Source organism: Kitasatospora sp. NPDC036934 (assembly GCF_055608425.1).
Map to the genome: position 1 here is coordinate 226,295 of NZ_JBVJQR010000012.1, position 17,852 is coordinate 244,146.

Here is a 17,852-nt window from a genome sequence, read left to right on the forward strand (position 1 = left end):
CCTCTCAACCACTCCGAGAAAAGTACGAGAACGAAGAAACGCCGCTGCCCGGTACCCGCCCTGGGTACCGGGCAGCGTAACCGCCGGCTCGGCCGACGCTCAGGTCGCCTTCGCCAGCGCCTCCGCCAGGAACTGCGCCGCCTGCCGGACCAGCCGGGCCCGTTCCCGATCCGCCGAGTAGTCCTGCACGTTGTCCGAGATCCGCACCTCGGCCTTGGCCGCCGGGCCGGGCCCGGCCTTGAGCGCGGCCTGCAGCTTGCGGGCCGCGTCCAGACCGGCGGCGTCGCCCTTGGCGGCGGCCAGCAGCAGCTTGGCGGAGCTGCCCGCGGGGGCCTCGGCGGCGGCCTGGGTGAGCGCGCCGGCGTCGTAGCGGCCGGAGACCGCGGCGGCCGCGCCGTAGAGGTCCGGCCGGGCCAGCCCGGCGGCGGCCGCGCACGGCGCGCCGCCCTCGACCCCGAGGGTTCCCCAGGAGGCCGGGCCGGGAGGGAGTGTGCGGAAGGAGGCCGCGATGGTGGTGCGCAGGGTCGCGTCGTCGGCGACGGCGGCCGGGGCCGCGGCGACCAGCTCGCAGGGGTGCGCGGTGCCGTTCGGCGCCTCGGGGGCGACCAGGATGAACGGGCGGGCGCGGCCGGTCTGCAGGGCCGCGCCGACGCCGTCGAAGACGTCCGGCACCTCGGCGTCGGCGGTCTTGCCCGGGGTGGCGGAGTGCATCACGACGACGGGGAAGCGCGCGTTCGACTCCTTGGCGTACTGCGCCGGCAGCCAGACCCGGACGTTGCGCGGCTTCCCGTCCGGACCGAGCACGGCGGACTGCAGCAGCTCGCCGCCGCCCGGGTGCCCGACGCTGTCGAAGTGGCTGGCCACGACGGGCGCCGTGGCGGCACCGCCGGCCGCCGGATCGGTGGCGGCCGGCGGTGCCGCCTGCTGCCGTACGGCCGCACCGGGCCCGCCTGGCCCGCTGGGCCCCCCAGAGCCACCAGAGCCCCCGGCCGCACCCGCCGCCGAGCCCGCCCAGGCCCCGGCGGCGGCCGCGTCCGCGGCGGGCTCCGCCCGGTCCGCGCCCGCCCCGCCGCGCCCCAGGCCGCCGAACGCCCCGAGCGCGGTGAGCACCGTCAACGCGGTGACGCACACCCCGCAGACCATCGCACCCCCCGCCCGCAGCAGCATCGGCCACCGGTCGCCCGTCAGTTCGTAGGTCGCGGCGGCCCGCAGGTCGCGCCAGCGCTGGAGCGCACCGCGCGCCAGCCAGATCCCGCCGAGGGCGGCGGCCAGTAGGGGAATGACGAGGAGTGGACGGACCACGGAACGCACCACCTCGGGAGGAGGGCCGGCGCCGGACCGGATCCGGTGCCGTACGGGAGGCGACCGCTCCGGCGGCGGGCCCTCCGGAGCGGAGGGCCCGGAGTGCGGCCGGGCACAGTCGGCCCCCAGCGTGCACAACGGGTGCGCCGTCACACGCGGGTGTGCCCGGCGAGTGTCGCCCGTTCACTCGAAGGTGGGACGCCGAGTCGACCCCGGGCGACTCCGGGCGGCGTACGGCCCCCGGGATCCCACCCCACCCACCCCACCCGGCGCGCCCCTTGCGGCCCGAGGACCAGGCCGCCGGACCGGACCTCAGCCCGCCCGCAGCGCCATCGTCATCGCCTCGACCGCGAGCAGCGGGTCCACGTTGCGGTCCACCGCCCCACGGCACGCGAGCACCGCCTCGATCCGGCGCAGCGTGCCCTCGGCCGTCCCGTCCTGGGCGACCCGGTTCAGTGCCTGCCGCTGGTCCTCGTTGGCGAGGGCGCCGGTGGAGCCGAGCTGGATCGCCAGCACGTCCCGGTAGAAGCCGAGGAGGTCGAGCAGCGCGACCCCGAGGGTCTCCCGGCGGGTGCGGGTGGCACGGCTCTTCTGCCGCTTCTCCAGCTCCTTGACCGCCCCGGCCATGCCGCGCGGCGCCTTGCTGCCCTCGGCGGCGCCGTAGGCGGCCTTCAGGTCGTCGGTCTCCTTGGCGTCCTGGGTCTCGGCGAGCGCCTCTGCGTCGGCTTTGGCGGTGTCGACCAGGCGCTGGGCGGCGGTCAGGCAGCCGCCGATGTCGCCGACCTCCAGCGGGATCCGCAGCACCTCGGCACGGCGGGTGCGGGCCTGCTCGTCCACGGCGAGACGGCGGGTGCGCTCGATGTCGCCCTGCCCGGCGAGCGCGGCCAGCCGGGCGGTCTCCGGGTCGACGCCGTCGCGGCGGACCAGCATGTCGGCGACAGCCTCGGCGGGAGGAGTGCGCAGCACCAGCAGGCGGCAGCGCGAGCGGATGGTCGGCAGCACGTCCTGGACGGAGGGGGCGCAGAGCAGCCAGACGGTGCGCGGGGAGGGCTCCTCCACGCCCTTGAGCAGCGCGTTGGCAGCGGCCTCGGTGAGCCGGTGCGCGGCGTCCACCAGGATCACCGACCAACGGCCGCCGGTCGGGTAGCTGGCGGCGCGCAGGACGAGGTCGCGCATGTCGCCGACGCCGATGGACAGTCCGTCGGTCCGCACGTACTTGACGTCGGCGTGGCTGCCGGCCAGCACGGTGTGGCAGCCGTCGCAGAACCCGCAGCCGGGCGTGCCGCCGAGCGCGAGGTCGGGGCTGGTGCACTGGAGGGCGGCGGCGAAGGCCCGCGCGGCGGTGACCTGACCGGCACCGGGCGGACCGGTGAACAGCCAGGCGTGGGTCATCAGCGAGGCGTTGCCGCCCTGCGCCGGAGCGGCGCCGCGACCGACCTCGACCGTCGCCCCGGCCGCCCGGGCCGCGGCGGTCAGCTGCTCGACCACCCGATCCTGACCCACCAGGTCGTCCCAGACGGCCACTGCTGCTCCCAAGCTCCGTACGGCAGCGCTCCCGGCGCCGATTCCCCGCCGTCGAGCATACGTCTCCGGTCCGACAGCCACTGCTCCGTCCGGGGCACGCCGGACCTCGGACGACGGCCTGGCGGGCACATCGGGCCTCCGGACGACAGCCCCGCGCCCTGGTACGACGACGGGCGGCGCCGCCCCGGGAACCCTCCCCGGGCGACACCGCCCGCCCTTCCGTCAACCGCCAGACGCCAACCGCCGGACATCGACCGTCAGCCGCCCGTCGTCAGCCGTCAGCCGTCAGCCGTCAGCCGTCAGCCGTCAGCCACCGAACGCCAGCCGCCAGACGCCGGCCGTCCCGGCCCCGGGCTCAGCCGCGCCGACCCCAGCGCCGGCCCTTGCCCTTGCCCTTGCCCTTGCCCTTGCCACCGTCTTCGCCGGGACGGTCGTCCCCACCGGGGTGACCGGAGTCGTCCTGGTTTCCGCCGTGTCCCCAACGCGCCCACTCGTCCCGCGAGCCGAGCAGGGTGTCGGTGAGGCTCGGCAGGTCGTCCATCGGCGTCTCCTCGGCCCACTCCGGCCGGGGCCGCTCGGCGGTCGACTGCGACTCGCCGGTCTGCGGCACCGCCGGCTGCGGCGCGGCCTGCCGACCGTCCACCACCGGCAGCTCCCGGGTGCTGTCCACCGGCTCCCCGGGACGCTCGGGCCCGACCCGCGGCAGCACCGCGGTCTCGTCCGCGGCGGGAACCCTCGGCAGCACGGCCGTCTCGTCCGCCGCCGGCACCTTCGGCAGCACCGCCGTCTCATCGGCGGCCGGCACCCGCGGCAACCGGGCGGTCGCCTCGGCAGCCTCCGCGGCCCCGGCAGCCTCCGCGGCCCCGGCAGCCTCCGCGGCCCCGGCAGCCTTCGCCGCCTCGGCGGCCTCCGCCGCCCGGACCGCCGCCTGCCGGTCGCGCAGCGTCAGCTCCCGCGTCGCCTCGTCGCCGAGACCACCCTCCAAGACCCCCGGCCTGTCCCCTGCCGCGTCCCCGACCGCCGCGTCCCCGACCGCCGGAGCCCCGGCCCGGTCCGAAGCCGTCTCCGCCGCCGCGGCGGCCGCCGCGAGCGCCGCGGCCTGCGCCAGCCGGGCCTCCTCGGCCCGCTGCAGCGCCTCCTCCGCCCGGCGCCGCTGCTCCTCGCGCGCCAGCTCCCGCTGCCGCTGCAGCTCCGCCTGGGCGGCCGCCTCGTCGGCGATCCGCTTGCGCTCGGCGGCCTCGGCCGCCAGCCGGGCCTCCTCCTCGGCCCTGCGCTTCGCCTCTTCCTCGGCCCGGCGGCGAGCCGCCTCCTCGGCCCGGAGGCGGGCTTCCTCCTCGGCCTTGCGGCGCGCCTCGGCGGCGACCCGTTCGGCCTCCTCCTTGGCCAGCCGCTCCTGCTCGGCCTGCTCGGCCCGCAGCTGCGCCAGCACCTCCTGGCGCTTGCGTTCGGCGGCCTCCTCCTCGGCCTTCTTGCGGGCCTCCTCGGCGGCGCGCCGCTCGGCCTCCTCCTTGGCCAGCCGCTCCTGCTCGGCGCGGGCGGCCTTCTCCTGCTCGGAGAGCGGCAGCTCGCGGTCGAGCCGGTGCCGGATGGCGGTGGTGACGAAGCCGGGGGCCTGGCTGCCGTCCACGACCAGGTAGCGCGCCGGGTCGGCGGCCGCGAGGGCGAGGAAGCCGGACCGGACCCGCTGGTGGAACTCGGTGGGCTCGGACTCCAGCCGGTCCAGCGCCTCGGTGAAGCGCTCCCGGGCCCGGGTCGGGTCGACGTCCAGCACCACGGTGAGATCGGGCAGCAGCCCGCCGGTCGCCCAGCGGGAGATCCGGGCGACCTCGGTGGCGGCCAGGTCGCGACCGGCCCCCTGGTAGGCGATGGAGGAATCCATGTACCGGTCGGTGATCACCACGGCGCCGCGGGCGAGGGCCGGCCGGATGACGTTCTCGACGTGCTCGGCGCGGTCGGCGGCGTAGATCAGCGCCTCGGCGCGGTGCGACAGGCCGGTGTTGCCGACGTCCAGGACGAGGCCGCGCAGCCGCTGCCCGACCGGGCTGCCGCCGGGCTCGCGGGTGAGCACGACCTCGTGGCCCTTGCCGCGGATCCACTCGGCGAGCGCCTGGGCCTGGGTGGACTTGCCGGCGCCGTCGCCGCCCTCCAGGGCGATGAAGAAGCCGGTGCCCGCGCCCCGGTGCGGCACCGGTCCGCCGGCGCCGCGCACCGCGTCGACCAGGTCCCGGCCGAACGGTACGGTGCCGCGCCGGTCGTCGGTGCGCAGCAGGACCACGGCGGCGAGCACCAGGGTGAGCAGCCCGGAGGTGGCGACGGCGAGGGCGCCGCCGCCGTGGATGAAGGTGAAGGAGCCGGGCTCGACGGTGCCGTACTCGACGTCCCCGTAGCCGGCGGCGATCAGCGGGACGGCGACCAGCGCGGCGGCGACCACGGCCCGCAGCACCGCGTACAGGTGCTCGGTGACCTTGGCCAGCCGGGCCTCCTCGACCTCCTGGGCGAGCAGGCCGCGCCCGGCCGAGACGACGACCCCGGCGGTCAGGCCGGCCAGCACGGTGAGCAGCAGGACCAGTACGAAGTCCAGCACCAGCCCGGCCAGGATCAGCGCGACGCCCTCGGTGAGCAGCGCCAGGGCGAGCAGTCGGCGGCGGGAGAGCGAGGGCAGGGTGGCCCGGGTGAGCCGGGCGCCCAGCGCGGGGGCGCCGGTCGCGGCGAGCACGAGCAGGCCGTAGCCGATCGGGCCGGCCCGGTGCTCGGCGGCGGTGAGCAGCGCCAGGGCGGCGACGCCCGCCATCGAGGCGTAGCCGGCCGCGACGGCGAAGGTGAAGTACGGGGCGCTGCCGGTGCGGCCCTTGCTCAGGGCGGGTCCGGGGGAAGCGTCGGTGGGGGCGCGCAGGCCGGTCAGCGGCGAGTGCGGGGCGACGGCCACCGGCCCGCCGGGCAGTTGTTGGAGGTGGTCGCGGACGGCCGCGGCGGCGAACAGGCCGGCCGCGCCGAGCGCCGCGAAGGTCAGCTGGTGGGCGCGCAGCCAGTCCGAGCCGAGCGCCGCGCCGATGTTGTTGACCAGGGTGAACGCGACCAGGCCGACGGCGCCCAGCGGCAGGGTGACCCAGCCGGTGAACCGGTCGATGCTCCGGACGGTGTCCAGGTTGGCGGCGGCCGGCCGCTGCTCGGCGACCGGGGCGTAGGGGTCGGCCGGCGGCAGCAGACCGGGGACGGCGACGGCCCTGGCGATCCCCCGGACCCGCTCGGCGGCACCGGTGAGGAACACGGTGGCGAGCAGCACGTAGGTGGCCGCGCCGGAGGGCCCGGAGCGGGCGGAGCCCAGCCAGACCGTCCACCACGGCGCGAGGCCGATCAGCAGGGCGCTCAGCGCGTCGGAGCCGAGCAGCGTCCAGCGCCGGTCCAGCTTGCCGGCGACCAGCTGGTGCACCGGCTCCAGCAGCGCCACGCCGACCAGCCCGGTGGCGGCCACCCGGACGGCGAGGACGGCGGCGGTGGCGAAGGCGAGGCTGCGCGGCAGGTCGCCGAACTGCCCGCCCTGGGCGGCGGCGATCACGGTGAGCGCGAGCAGCACCAGCAGCCCGAGCCGGTCGGCGGTGCCGCCGATCAGCTGGGTGGTCCACAAGCGCCGGTAGGACCTGGTCCGCAACAGTGCCCGGGCCCGGTCCGAGGGGGATCCGGCGGGCGCGACCTCGGGCAGTTCGGGCCCGGTGGCTCTGGCGGCCGGGGCGGCACTGGGGGTGGGCTGCTCCTCGCTCGTCATACGGTCAGCGTAGCGGTCCGGGGTTTGCCCGATTGAGGTGAACGGGGTTCCGGTTCGCCGTCATCACCGGCCCGTGACGATCCCTGCACAGACGCGCAGGGCCCGCGCCCCCGGGTGGGGGACGCGGGCCCGGTGCCGCCGTCGGGTGCGGGGGCGGGGTCCGGCCGGCGGATCAGCCCTCGTCGGTCGCGGTGGTCTTGGCCGCCGCGGTCTTCTTGGCCGCCGTCTTCTTCGCCGCCGCCGTCTTGGTGGTGGTGGTCTTCTTCGCGGCCGCCTTCTTGGCGGCGGTCTTGGTCGCGGCCGTCTTGGTGGTGGTGGTCTTCTTGGCCGCGGCCTTCTTCGCCGGGGCCTTCTTCGCCACCTTCTTGACCGGCCCGCGGGCCCGCTTCTCGGCGAGCAGCTCGTAGCCGCGCTCCGGCGTGATGGTCTCGACCTCGTCGTCCTTGCGCAGCGTGGCGTTGGTCTCGCCGTCGGTCACGTACGGGCCGAAGCGGCCGTCCTTGACCACCACCGGGCGCTCGCTGACCGGGTCGGTGCCCAGCTCCTTGAGCGGCGGGGCGGCGGCGGCCCGGCCGCGCTGCTTGGGCTGGGCGTAGATCGCCAGCGCCTCCTCGAGGGTGATCGTGAAGAGCTGGTCCTCGCTGGTGAGCGAGCGCGAGTCGGTGCCGCGCTTGAGGTACGGGCCGTAGCGGCCGTTCTGCGCGGTGATCTCGGCACCCTCGGCGTCGGTGCCGACCACGCGCGGCAGCGAGAGCAGCCGCAGCGCGTCCTCCAGGGTGACGGTGTCCAGCGACATCGTCTGGAACAGCGAGGCGGTGCGCGGCTTGACCGCGTTCTTGCCGGTCTTCGGGGTGCCCTCGGGCAGGATCTCGGTCACGTACGGGCCGTAGCGGCCGTCCTTGGCGACCAGCATGTTGCCACTGACCGGGTCCGGGCCGAGCTCGAAGTCGCCGCTGGGCTTGGCCAGCAGCTCCTCGGCCAGCTCGACGGTCAGCTCGTCCGGCGGCAGGTCGTCCGGGATGTCGGCGCGCCGGCCGGGCTCGCCCTCGACGGCGGAGGCGCGCTCGACGTACGGGCCGTAGCGGCCGACCCGCAGGGTGAGGTCGTCGCTGATCCGGAACGAGCTGATCTCCCGGGCGTCGATCGCGCCGAGGTCGGTGACCAGTTCCTTCAGACCGCCCAGGTGGTCGCCGTCGCCGTTGCCTGCCTCGGCGGCGGCTCCGGCCGCGCCTTCGCCCTCGCCGAAGTAGAAGCGCTTCAGCCACGGCACGGACTGCGCCTCGCCGGCGGCGATCCGGTCGAGGTCGTCCTCCATCCTCGCGGTGAAGTCGTAGTCGACCAGCCGGCCGAAGTGCTTCTCCAGCAGGTTGACCACGGCGAAGGAGAGGAAGGACGGGACGAGTGCCGTGCCCTTCTTGAACACGTACCGGCGCTGGATGATCGTGTCGATGATCGACGCGTAGGTGGAGGGGCGGCCGATCTCCCGGTCCTCCAGCTCCTTGACCAGCGAGGCCTCGGTGTAGCGGGCCGGCGGCTTGGTGGCGTGGCCCTCCGGGGTGATCCGCTCGGCGGCCAGCGGGTCTCCCTGGGCGACCTGCGGCAGCCGGCGCTCGCGGTCGTCGAGCTCGGCGTTCGGGTCGTCGGCGCCCTCGACGTAGGCCTTCAGGAAGCCGTGGAAGGTGATGATCTTGCCGGAGGCGGAGAACTCGACGTCGCGGCCGTCGGCGGAGGCGCCGCCGACCCGGACGGTGACCGACTGGCCGACCGCGTCCTTCATCTGGGAGGCGACGGTGCGCATCCAGATCAGCTCGTACAGCTTGAAGTCGTCGCCGCTCAGACCGGTCTCGGCGGGGGTGCGGAAGCGGTCGCCGGACGGGCGGACGGCCTCGTGCGCCTCCTGGGCGTTCTTGACCTTGCTGGCGTAGGTGCGCGGCGCGTCCGGCAGGTAGTCGGCGCCGTAGAGCTGGGTGACCTGCGCGCGGGCGGCGGAGATCGCGGTGTCCGACAGCGTGGTGGAGTCGGTGCGCATATAGGTGATGAAGCCGTTCTCGTACAGCTTCTGGGCCACCTGCATGGTCCGCTTCGCGCCGAAGCCCAGCTTGCGGCTGGCCTCCTGCTGGAGCGTGGTGGTGCGGAACGGCGCGTACGGCGAGCGGCGGTAGGGCTTGGACTCGACGCTGCGGACGCTGAACGCGGTCTGCTCCAGGGCGGCGGCCAGCTGCCGGGCGGCCTGCTCGTCCAGGTGCAGGGTGTTGGTGCTGCCCGCCTTGAGCTGCCCGTCCGGGCCGAAGTCGCGGCCGCTGGCGATCCGCTTGCCGTCGACCGCGGCCAGCCGGGCGCCGAAGGTCTCCGGGTTGGCGGAGTCGGCCGGGGTGCGGCCGGTGCCGAAGGTGCCGACCAGGTCCCAGTACGAGGCGGTGCGGAAGGCCATCCGCTCGCGCTCCCGCTCGACCACCAGCCGGGTCGCCACGGACTGCACCCGGCCCGCCGACAGCTTCGGCATGACCTTCTTCCACAGCACCGGCGAGACCTCGAAGCCGTAGAGGCGGTCGAGGATGCGGCGGGTCTCCTGGGCGTCGACCAGGCGCTGGTTCAGCTCGCGCGGGTTGGCCACCGCCTCCTGGATCGCCGACTTGGTGATCTCGTGGAACACCATCCGGTGCACCGGCACCTTGGGCTTGAGCACCTGCTGGAGGTGCCACGCGATGGCTTCGCCCTCGCGGTCCTCATCGGTGGCGAGGAAGAGCTCGTCGGACTCCGCGAGCAGCGACTTCAACTTGCTGACCTGGGACTTCTTGTCCGCGTTGACCACGTAGATGGGCGCGAAGTCGTGGTCCACGTCCACGCCGAGGCGGCGCACCTCGCCGGTGTACTTGTCCGGCACCTCGGCCGCGGTGCTGGGCAGGTCGCGGATGTGCCCGACGCTCGCCTCGACGATGTAGCCGGGGCCCAGGTAGCCCTTGATCGTCTTCGCCTTGGCCGGCGACTCGACAATGACGAGTCGCTGTCCGTGCGCGGTCTCGCTGCTCGGGGACACCTTCGCTCTTCTCTCCCGGTCCATATGTGGCTGGTCGGCGCCGGCAGCACGGGCTGCGCTCCGCCCGCCCCCTCCACCGCCCCGGGGTCGCCGCTTGACGACACCCCACCAGCGGAGTGTGACCGTACCCCGGCCACCCTTGTCAAACGGACGGATCCCGTTTCTTCGCTTGCCGGACTCGCCGACGCCACTCGAACGGTAACCCGATGACGGAGGTTCGCGCCCCGTGGAGGGGGGCTTCGGCAGGTTCCGGAGGATGGAATGACGGATTTCAAGATCTGTCAACGGAAAAATCGGCGCGCTCGCGGTATCGCGCTCCCCGGATCACGCCTTCATGGCCGACGGAAGCCGGACCGAACCGGCCAGGACGGGACGGGACAGTACGGGCCGAGTCAGGCCGAGTCGGGCCGGGCGGCCCCGGTACCGAATCCGGACGGGCCGACCGCAGCCCCACGGCCGACGCCGCCTCAGCGACCGACCGCCGCCAGCAGCCCGGCTCCCGCCGCCAGACACACCACGCCCAGCGCGCTCCACAGCAGGTCCACGGCCGGCGCCCGGCCGACCTCCCCCGCCGCCAGCACCACCCGGCAGGGCCGGTCCGGGTCGTAACGGATCCGCACCGCGGCACCGGGCACGAACCGTTCCGGACGGCGCAGCGGGGTGTGCCCGCGCGGCCGGGTCAGCACCAGCTCCGCGATCCGGGCGGCGCCGGACCCACCGGAGCCCGGCGGCACCGAGAAGGAGAGCAGCGGCGCACTGTCGAGCTGGCCGTGCACGTCGTTCTCGGCCACGACCGTGGCCACCACCGGCACCCCCAGTCGGCGCACCCGGTGGCGAAGGCGCACTTCGGCGGCGCACCAGAGCAGCAGCGCGCCACCGAACAGGACGAGCACCAGCCCGCCCACGGTCGCCGTCGTCGTGTCCACCCCTGGCCCCCGGATCCCCGACTCTGTCCACAGCCTGTGGACAGAGCCTCACAGCATCCGACCAACGGAGGACGGCCGGACGGGGACCGCCGGACGAACCAGGGAGTACGGGCGGGTGAACCGGCGGGTGAACCGGCGGGTGCCCGCACGGCACGGCACCGCACCGCACGGCACGGCGTCGCCCCCCCTCGGCACCGCACGGCGTCGCCCCCCTCGGCACCGCACGGCGTCGCCCCCCTCGGCACCGCACGGCGTCGCCCCCCTCGGCACCGCACCGCACGGCGTCGCAGCACGCCGGGCTCACCGCACCGGGCTCACCGCACCGGGGCGATGAACCCCTGCTCGGTCAGCAGCCGGAGCGACTCCGGCACCCGGTCCCGCAACACCACCCGGTCCTCGCCCAGCAGGTGCGCGATGGCGTCCACGATCTCGCCCGCCGACAGCGTCCCGTCGCAGACCCCGACGAACCCGGCACCCACGGTGTCCACCTTGGTGGCCCGCCGCATGCCCCGGTTGTGACGCAGCACCACGTGCTCGGGGTCCTCCGCCCCCGGCGCCCCGACCTGCTCCTGGACCACCTCGTCGGCCAGCACGTAGCGGGCAGCCAGCAGACCCGCGTCGTCGTGCGAGCGCAGGAAGTCCTGCCGGTCGAACCACTCGTCGATGTGCGGGCCGAGCGGCTGCTCCACCGGGTGCGGCCACTCCTCCACCCGGACGGTCGGGCGCTCGGCGCCGCTCGCCCGCAGGGTGATCCAGCCCATCCCGATGCCCTCGATCCGGCCCGCCTCGAAGGCGTCCAGCCACTCGCTGTACCGGGCCTGGTAGTCGCCGCCCGGGCCCCGGTGGTCGCCGCCGTCACGCAGCCACAACTCGGCGTACTGGGCCACGTCCTGGACCTCGCGCTGGACGATCCAGGCGTCCAGCCCGGTGCCCGCCACCCAGCCGGCCAGCCGCTCCTGCCAGTCCTCGCCCTCGACGTGCTGCCAGTTGGCGAGCAACTGGCAGTAGCCGCCCGGCTCCAGGTGCTCGGCGGCCGAACGCACCAGGCTGCGGCACAGGTCGTCCCCGGCCATGCCACCATCCCGGTAGGTGAACCGGCCGGCCGGCGAGATGACGAACGGCGGGTTGGAGACGATCAGGTCGAACTTCCGCTCCCCGACCGGCTCGAAGAGGCTCCCGGTCAGCACCTCGGTGTTCTCGAACCCGGACAGCGCCAGGGTCAGTTCGGTGAACCGCAGCGCGCGCGGGTTGAGGTCGGTCGCGGTGACGCTCCCGGCGTGCCGGGCCGCGTGCAGCGCCTGCACCCCGGAGCCCGAACCGAGGTCCAGGGCCGCCCGGACGGGCCGCCGCACGGTGATGTTGGCCAGCGTGGTGGACGCCCCGCCGACCCCCAGCACCAGGTCCTTGCGGGCCACCCCGTGCGCGGTCTCGCCGGAGCCGATCCCGCCCGCGCCACCGACCGCGCACCCCAGGTCGGAGACCACCCAGGCGTCGGAACTGGGCATCCCGGCAACCTCGTTGGCGTACGGTCGGACGTCCACCGTGGCCCGCACCTGGTCGCCGTCCGGGCGCAGCCAGCCGTCCGCCAGGCAGTCCTCCACCGGCAGCGCGGCCGCCGCCGCCCTGTACGGCACCGGCTGCTGCAGCAGGAACAGCCGCACCAGGGTCTCAAGGGGGCTGCCGCCGCGCGTCACGCGCAGTGCCGGGACCGCCTCGCTACGGGCCAACGCCGCGTAGGCGGTGGGCCCCAGCAGGTCGAGGCACCCGTCGGCGGTGAACGAGGCGGCCAACAGCGCCTCGCGCAGCTTGGCCAGACGGGTCGGGTCGAGAACGGGGCTACTGATCACCCCGCCATTGTCCCCCGCTCCGCCCCGCCCCGGCCCCACCGGCCCGGCAGGGCGGGCCACCGCGCCCCTCGGACCCGGAGCCCCACGGCTCCACCACCCCGCCCGGGAGCACGATCCAGCCACCCGCGCCCCCGCTCCGGCCGACGCGCCCCGCCGCTCGGAACCCCGACATCGGCCCGGGGCGCGGCGCCCGCCACCGCGCCGGGTACGACGCCGGAGGGCCGGGGACGCTGCTGCGAACGTCCCCGGCCCTCCGGCTGCCGACTCCTCCCGGCTCCTCCCGGTTCTCCCCTGCCCTCGATCAGCTCGCGCTCGGGGCCGGGCCGGCCGGGGTCGAGGCCGGGGCTGAGGCCGAGGCCGGAGCCGACGCGGCGCCGGCGCCGCCCGCCGAGGGGGTGGCCGCCGGGCTCGCGCTGTCCGTCGCACCCGGCGCGGGGCTGCCGCTGGGGGCGCCGGCCGAGGCGGACGCACCGGCACTCGGGGTGGCGCCCGCGCTCGGCGCGGCCGAAGCGCCACCGGCGCCGCCGCTCGCCCCGGCACTCGGGCTGACCTGGGAGGGCTTGCAGCCTTCCTGCTTGGCCATCGCCGCACCGAGGTCACCGCGCTGCAGCTTGCTCTGCGCCTGGGTGGACAGCGAGGTCATCTGCTGCAGCTTGTCGGAGACGCTGTGCAGCGCGTCCGCGAACTTCGCCTGGTCGTCGGTGGGCAGCGCATCCAGCTTCTTCTGGACGTCCTGGTAGCCGTCGGCGGCCTTCTTCAGCTCGTCGACGGTGTCCTTCTGCAGGGCCGCGCCGTTGTCGACCTTCGGCGCACCGGCCGCGTCGATCGCGGCCGCGATGTCCTGGTTGGTCTTGGCGAGTCGCCCGATGTCCGTCGAGAGCCGGGTCTTCAGGTCGGCCGGGGACTCACCGGTCTTCACCTGGGCGGTGTCGGCGAGCGCGGCCTGCGACTGGGCGATCGGGTCCTTGGCCGCGCCGCAGACGTTCGACGCCCAGGACTCCAGCTGCTTGCTGTTGTCGTCGCCGCCACAGCCGACGGCGCCGAACGCGAGCAGCACACCGAGAGCGGGTACGGCCAGCAGTCGCTTGTTCACCGGGAGAAGCCTTTCGGTTCGGTCGTCTTCGGTCGTCGAACCTACACGGCCGTCACCGAGCACCCGGTTCCCGGCCGCCCTGCTTCCGGTCCGCCCCGCCCCGGACTCCCGCCCTGGACTCCCGCTCCGAACTCCCGCCCCCGGCACCGCGACCCGGGCCGCCGTCCGCCGCGCCCCTGCGCCGCTCAGGCCCGCTCGACCCGGATCGGATCGCCCGGCCGAACGGTCCGCAGCACCCGCGCGTCCCCGTCCAGCAGACCGAGGACGTTGCAGGGGCTGGCCAGCCGGCACTCGCCGTCATGCGAGATCGGGGTGGGGCCGTACGGCAGCGCGAGGCTGTCACCGTCCGTCCAGAACGCGACCGTGCCCGGCTCGACCACCTGCCGGGCACCGTCCTCCCGCGCCACGCTGACGGGCGTGCCGAAGTAGACCTCCTCGCCCCAGGTGCCGGCCGTCGAACTGATCGGCAGCTCGGCCCAGAGCGCCTCGGTAGTGGGGGTGGCCGCCAGCGTGGCGGTGGCCTGACCGGCCGGCCACAGGACGCGTATCCGCATGTGCTTCCTCTTCCGCGACAGGTCCGATCGAGGACCGGACCCGGTCGTGCCGGAAGCAGCGAACCGCCAGGCTCAACAATTTGTCAACGAGCGCCCAGGGAGCGGAATGCCGGGCACGGCGCAGCAGCGGCCCCGGCCGCGCAGGCACACCGACCCGCCGAGCCCGCGCGGGAACGCCGAGCACGCGTGGAACGGTGAGCCCGCGCGAGAACGCCAGACCCGCGCGGAACAGTGAGCCGTGAGCCGTGAGCCGTTCGGCGCCGTCAGACCGCGACGGAGGCGGCCGAGAGGGGCCAGCTCATCCGGATCACGCCGCCGTCGGTGCCATTGGTGACCTCCAGGTCCTCCACCAGACCGGTGATCACGGCGAGGCCCAGGGTGTCCTCGTCCGGGTCTCCGCCCTCGGCGACGTCGGGGGCCGGGGCGACGGCGGGGCCGGCCTCGTCCTCGACCTCGATGAGGAAACGCTTCTCCTGGTCGGTCAGCGCGACCCGCACCGTGCCGCCGATCCCACCACGCTGGTGAAGACCGACCGCACGGGAGCACGCCTCACCGACCGCGAGCCGTACCTCGTCGAGCACCGACTCGTCGACCCCGGCCCGTCTGGCGACGGCCGCGGCGACCAACCGGGCCGTCCGCACGTGCTCGGGAAGCGCGCTGAATCGAAGTTCGACGGTTGCCATCTCTCCCCCTCGGGGTGCTCCGACCGGGGCCGGCAGTGCGGCCCCGCGGACCGGCTCGACCGGCCCTGAGGCGCCCGGGGAGCACGGGGCCACGCGGGCCCCTGCACCCCGGACGCGTGAAACGGGCGGGCCGGCCACGTGGACCGGCCCGGACGCGTCAGTCGGTCGCGGCGACCGCGTCGTCCACCGAGGTGTGGATCGGGAAGACCTTGGTCAGACCGGTGATCCGGAAGATCTTGAGAATGCGCTCCTGGTTGCACACCAGGCGCAGCGAGCCCTCGTGGGCACGCACTCGCTTCAGACCGCCGACGAGCACGCCGAGGCCGGTCGAATCGAGGAAGTCGACGCCCTCCATGTCGACGACGAGGTGGTACTTGCCGTCGTTGACGAGCTCGACCAGCTGCTCCCGCAGCTTCGGGGCGGTGTACACATCGATCTCGCCGCCAACCTCGACGACCGTACGATCGCCGACTGCACGGGTCGACAGGGACAGGTCCACGGAACCTCCAGCACCTTGCCTTGCTACGTCATGTGCGATCCTCGGCCGGACGGCCGCAACCGCATGGTCGCGAGCCCGGACGCGCCAAGCCAACGCGTGGCAAGCCTCAGCGCTGCGACCCACGGCCATACGGCCGTCACGGCCACATTCAACCACCTGTGACCATGCCCGCACGATGGCTTACGACGATTCTCCGTCACGCCGGTGACACACTGGGTCCTCATGCCGCCCCGACACAGCCTGCCCGAGGCACTGCTCACGACCCTGTCCGCCAGTCGGGGGCGGGCCGACCGGCTCACCCATACGGAGCACCTTCCCGCCCGACCTGCGCGTTATTCGCCCTGGCCCGACTCGATCCGACCGGAGATCGTCGCCTCGGCCCTGGACGTCGGCGTGGAACAGCCCTGGGCGCACCAGGCAGAAGCGATGAACCTGGCCAAAAGCGGCCAGACTGTGGTGATCGCCACAGGCACCGCCTCGGGCAAGTCGCTGGGCTACCTGGCGCCGGTGCTCAGCGACCTGCTGGACGGCACCGAGGCCCGCAACGGCCGCGGCGCCACCGCGCTCTACCTGGCCCCGACCAAGGCGCTCGCCGCCGACCAGCGCCGCCGCGCCGCCGAACTCGCCCCTCCCCGGGTCCGGGCCGCCCTGTACGACGGTGACACCCCGCCCGAGGAGCGCGAGTGGGTCCGCCAGTACGCCTCCTACGTGCTCACCAATCCGGACATGCTGCACCGCGGCATCCTGCCCGCGCACGCCCGGTGGTCCTCCTTCCTCAAGGTGCTGCGCTACGTGGTCGTCGACGAGTGCCACAGCTACCGGGGCGTGTTCGGCTCGCACGTCGCCCAGGTGCTGCGGCGGCTGCGCCGCATCTGCGCCCGTTACGGTTCGTCACCCACCTTCCTGCTCGCCTCCGCCACCACGGCCGACCCGGCCGCCACCGCCCGGCGACTGACCGGCCTGCCTGCGGTGGCCGTCACCGAGGACGGCTCGCCGCGCGGGCCGATGGTCTTCGGCCTCTGGGAGCCGCCGCTGACCGAGAACGTCGGCGAGCACGGCGCCCCGGTGCGCCGCACCGCCACCGCCGAGGCCGCGCACCTGCTGACCGACCTGGTCGAACAGCAGACCCGGACCGTCGTGTTCGTCCGCTCCCGGCGCGCCGCCGAACTCGTCGCCCTGCAGACCCAGGACCAGCTGGGCCGACCGCTCGCCGACCGGGTGGCCGCCTATCGCGGCGGCTACCTCGCCGACGAACGCCGGGCCCTGGAGCGCGATCTGCACTCCGGCCGCCTGCTCGGACTCGCCTCCACCTCCGCTCTCGAACTCGGCGTCGACATCTCCGGCCTGGACGCCGTCCTGATGGCCGGTTATCCGGGCACCCGGGCCTCGCTGTGGCAGCAGGCCGGACGGGCGGGCCGTGAGGCCCAGGGCGCGCTGGCCGTCCTGATCGCCCGGGACGACCCGCTGGACACCTACCTGGTGCACCACCCGGAGGCGCTGTTCGCGACGCCCGTCGAGGCCACCGTGCTCGACCCCGACAACCCGCACGTACTCGCCCCGCACCTGTGCGCGGCCGCGGCCGAACTCCCGCTCACCGAAGCGGACCTGGAGCTGTTCGGCCCGTCCACCGCACCGCTGCTGCCGGTGCTGGAACGGCGCGGCCTGCTGCGCCGGCGCACCGACGGCTCCTGGTACTGGACCCGCCGGGAGCGCGCTGCCGACGCCGTCGACCTGCGGGGCAGCGGCGGCAGCCCGGTACAGATCGTGGAGGCGGACACCGGCCGGCTGCTCGGCACGGTGGACGCCGCGGCCGCCCACACCACCGTCCACACCGGGGCCGTCCACCTCCATCAGGGCCGCACCTACCTGGTCCGGGAGCTCGACCTGGAGGACTCGGTCGCCCTGGTCGAACCGGCCGATCCGCCGTACACCACGGCTGCCCGTGACATCACCTCCATCTCCGTCCTCGACACCGACACCACTGTCCACTGGGGCGAGGGCCGGCTCAGCTTCGGCTCCGTGGAGGTGGTCAACCAGGTGGTCGGCTACCTCCGGAAGCGGATCTCCACCGGGGAGATCATGGGCGAGAGCAAGCTCGACCTCCCGCCCCGCACCCTGCGCACCCGGGCGGTCTGGTGGTCCGTCACCGAGGACCAGCTGCTCGACGCGGACCTCCCGCTCGACCGGCTGCCCGGCGCCGCCCACGCCGCCGAGCACGCCTCGATCGGCCTGCTGCCGCTGTTCGCCACCTGCGACCGGTGGGACATCGGCGGCGTCTCCGTCCCGCTGCACCCCGACACCGGGCTGCCCACGGTCTTCGTCTACGACGGCCACCCGGGTGGAGCCGGCTTCGCCGAACGCGGCTTCCAGCGGGCCGTCCAGTGGCTGACCGCCACCCGCGCGGCGATCGCCGCCTGCGAGTGCGAGCGCGGCTGCCCGTCCTGCGTCCAGTCGCCCAAGTGCGGCAACGGGAACGACCCGCTGGACAAGGCGGCCGCCGTCCGGCTGCTGGACGTCCTGCTGGCCGGGGCACCCGGCGCGGGCCCCGTAGCGGACCCCGTACCAGGCGCGTAGCAGTCCCCGCGACGGACTCCGAGGCGGGTCCGGACAGTGGAGCGCCGGCC

At 74.9% G+C, this 17,852-nt stretch carries 11 protein-coding genes; 1 reads left to right on the forward strand and 10 read right to left on the reverse strand.

The features are described from left to right. Positions 1-99: 99 nt before the first annotated feature. The 10 genes from ACZ7BZ_RS20400 to bldG all read right to left on the reverse strand — a co-directional run bounded on the left by ACZ7BZ_RS20400 (position 100) and on the right by bldG (position 15,228). A complete protein-coding gene (locus ACZ7BZ_RS20400; RefSeq protein WP_470359473.1) occupies positions 100-1,302 on the reverse strand; it encodes an alpha/beta hydrolase in 1,203 nt (400 codons plus the stop codon). Positions 1,303-1,614: 312 nt separating this feature from the next. Then, the gene (locus ACZ7BZ_RS20405; RefSeq protein ID WP_380451443.1) at positions 1,615-2,826 is read right to left on the reverse strand and encodes a DNA polymerase III subunit delta'; all 1,212 of its coding nucleotides are present in this window, start codon (positions 2,824-2,826) and stop codon (positions 1,615-1,617) included. 355 nt (positions 2,827-3,181) lie between these two features. Beyond that, a complete protein-coding gene (tmk, locus tag ACZ7BZ_RS20410; RefSeq protein WP_470359474.1) occupies positions 3,182-6,589 on the reverse strand; it encodes a dTMP kinase in 3,408 nt (1,135 codons plus the stop codon). A gap of 172 nt (positions 6,590-6,761) precedes the next feature. Then, positions 6,762-9,626 (reverse strand): type I DNA topoisomerase, encoded by a 2,865-nt coding sequence (gene topA, locus ACZ7BZ_RS20415; protein ID WP_470359475.1) that lies wholly within the window; start codon positions 9,624-9,626, stop codon positions 6,762-6,764. A 467-nt stretch (positions 9,627-10,093) separates the two neighbouring features. Further along, complete coding sequence (locus ACZ7BZ_RS20420) at positions 10,094-10,552, reverse strand: hypothetical protein (protein ID WP_470359476.1); 459 nt, start codon at positions 10,550-10,552, stop codon at positions 10,094-10,096. A gap of 314 nt (positions 10,553-10,866) precedes the next feature. Next, a complete protein-coding gene (locus ACZ7BZ_RS20425) occupies positions 10,867-12,399 on the reverse strand; it encodes a DUF7059 domain-containing protein (RefSeq protein WP_470359477.1) in 1,533 nt (510 codons plus the stop codon). A 301-nt stretch (positions 12,400-12,700) separates the two neighbouring features. Then, entirely contained in the window at positions 12,701-13,492 is a 792-nt protein-coding gene (locus tag ACZ7BZ_RS20430; protein ID WP_470359478.1) for a hypothetical protein, read from the reverse strand. A 185-nt stretch (positions 13,493-13,677) separates the two neighbouring features. Next, positions 13,678-14,046: a cyclophilin-like fold protein gene (locus ACZ7BZ_RS20435; RefSeq protein ID WP_470359479.1), complete on the reverse strand. Its 369-nt coding sequence runs from the start codon at positions 14,044-14,046 to the stop codon at positions 13,678-13,680. A gap of 263 nt (positions 14,047-14,309) precedes the next feature. Beyond that, positions 14,310-14,729 (reverse strand): ATP-binding protein, encoded by a 420-nt coding sequence (locus ACZ7BZ_RS20440; RefSeq protein ID WP_470359480.1) that lies wholly within the window; start codon positions 14,727-14,729, stop codon positions 14,310-14,312. 157 nt (positions 14,730-14,886) lie between these two features. Further along, positions 14,887-15,228 carry an anti-sigma factor antagonist BldG gene (gene bldG, locus ACZ7BZ_RS20445; RefSeq protein WP_188305076.1) on the reverse strand — a complete coding sequence of 114 codons (342 nt, stop codon included), beginning with the start codon at positions 15,226-15,228 and terminating at the stop codon, positions 14,887-14,889. Positions 15,229-15,450: 222 nt separating this feature from the next. Here bldG and ACZ7BZ_RS20450 point away from each other — a divergent pair, with 222 nt between their 5' ends. After that, positions 15,451-17,802: a DEAD/DEAH box helicase gene (locus ACZ7BZ_RS20450; protein WP_470359481.1), complete on the forward strand. Its 2,352-nt coding sequence runs from the start codon at positions 15,451-15,453 to the stop codon at positions 17,800-17,802. The last annotated feature ends 50 nt before the right edge of the window (positions 17,803-17,852 follow it).

What these genes read in the sequence shown, in the direction of transcription:
- ACZ7BZ_RS20450 (WP_470359481.1), top strand. Translation starts at nt 15,451, where the DNA reads ATGCCGCCCCGACACAGCCTGCCCGAGGCACTGCTCACGACCCTGTCC.
- ACZ7BZ_RS20440 (WP_470359480.1), bottom strand. Translation starts at nt 14,729, where the DNA reads ATGGCAACCGTCGAACTTCGATTCAGCGCGCTTCCCGAGCACGTGCGG.
- ACZ7BZ_RS20435 (WP_470359479.1), bottom strand. Translation starts at nt 14,046, where the DNA reads ATGCGGATACGCGTCCTGTGGCCGGCCGGTCAGGCCACCGCCACGCTG.
- tmk (WP_470359474.1), bottom strand. Translation starts at nt 6,589, where the DNA reads ATGACGAGCGAGGAGCAGCCCACCCCCAGTGCCGCCCCGGCCGCCAGA.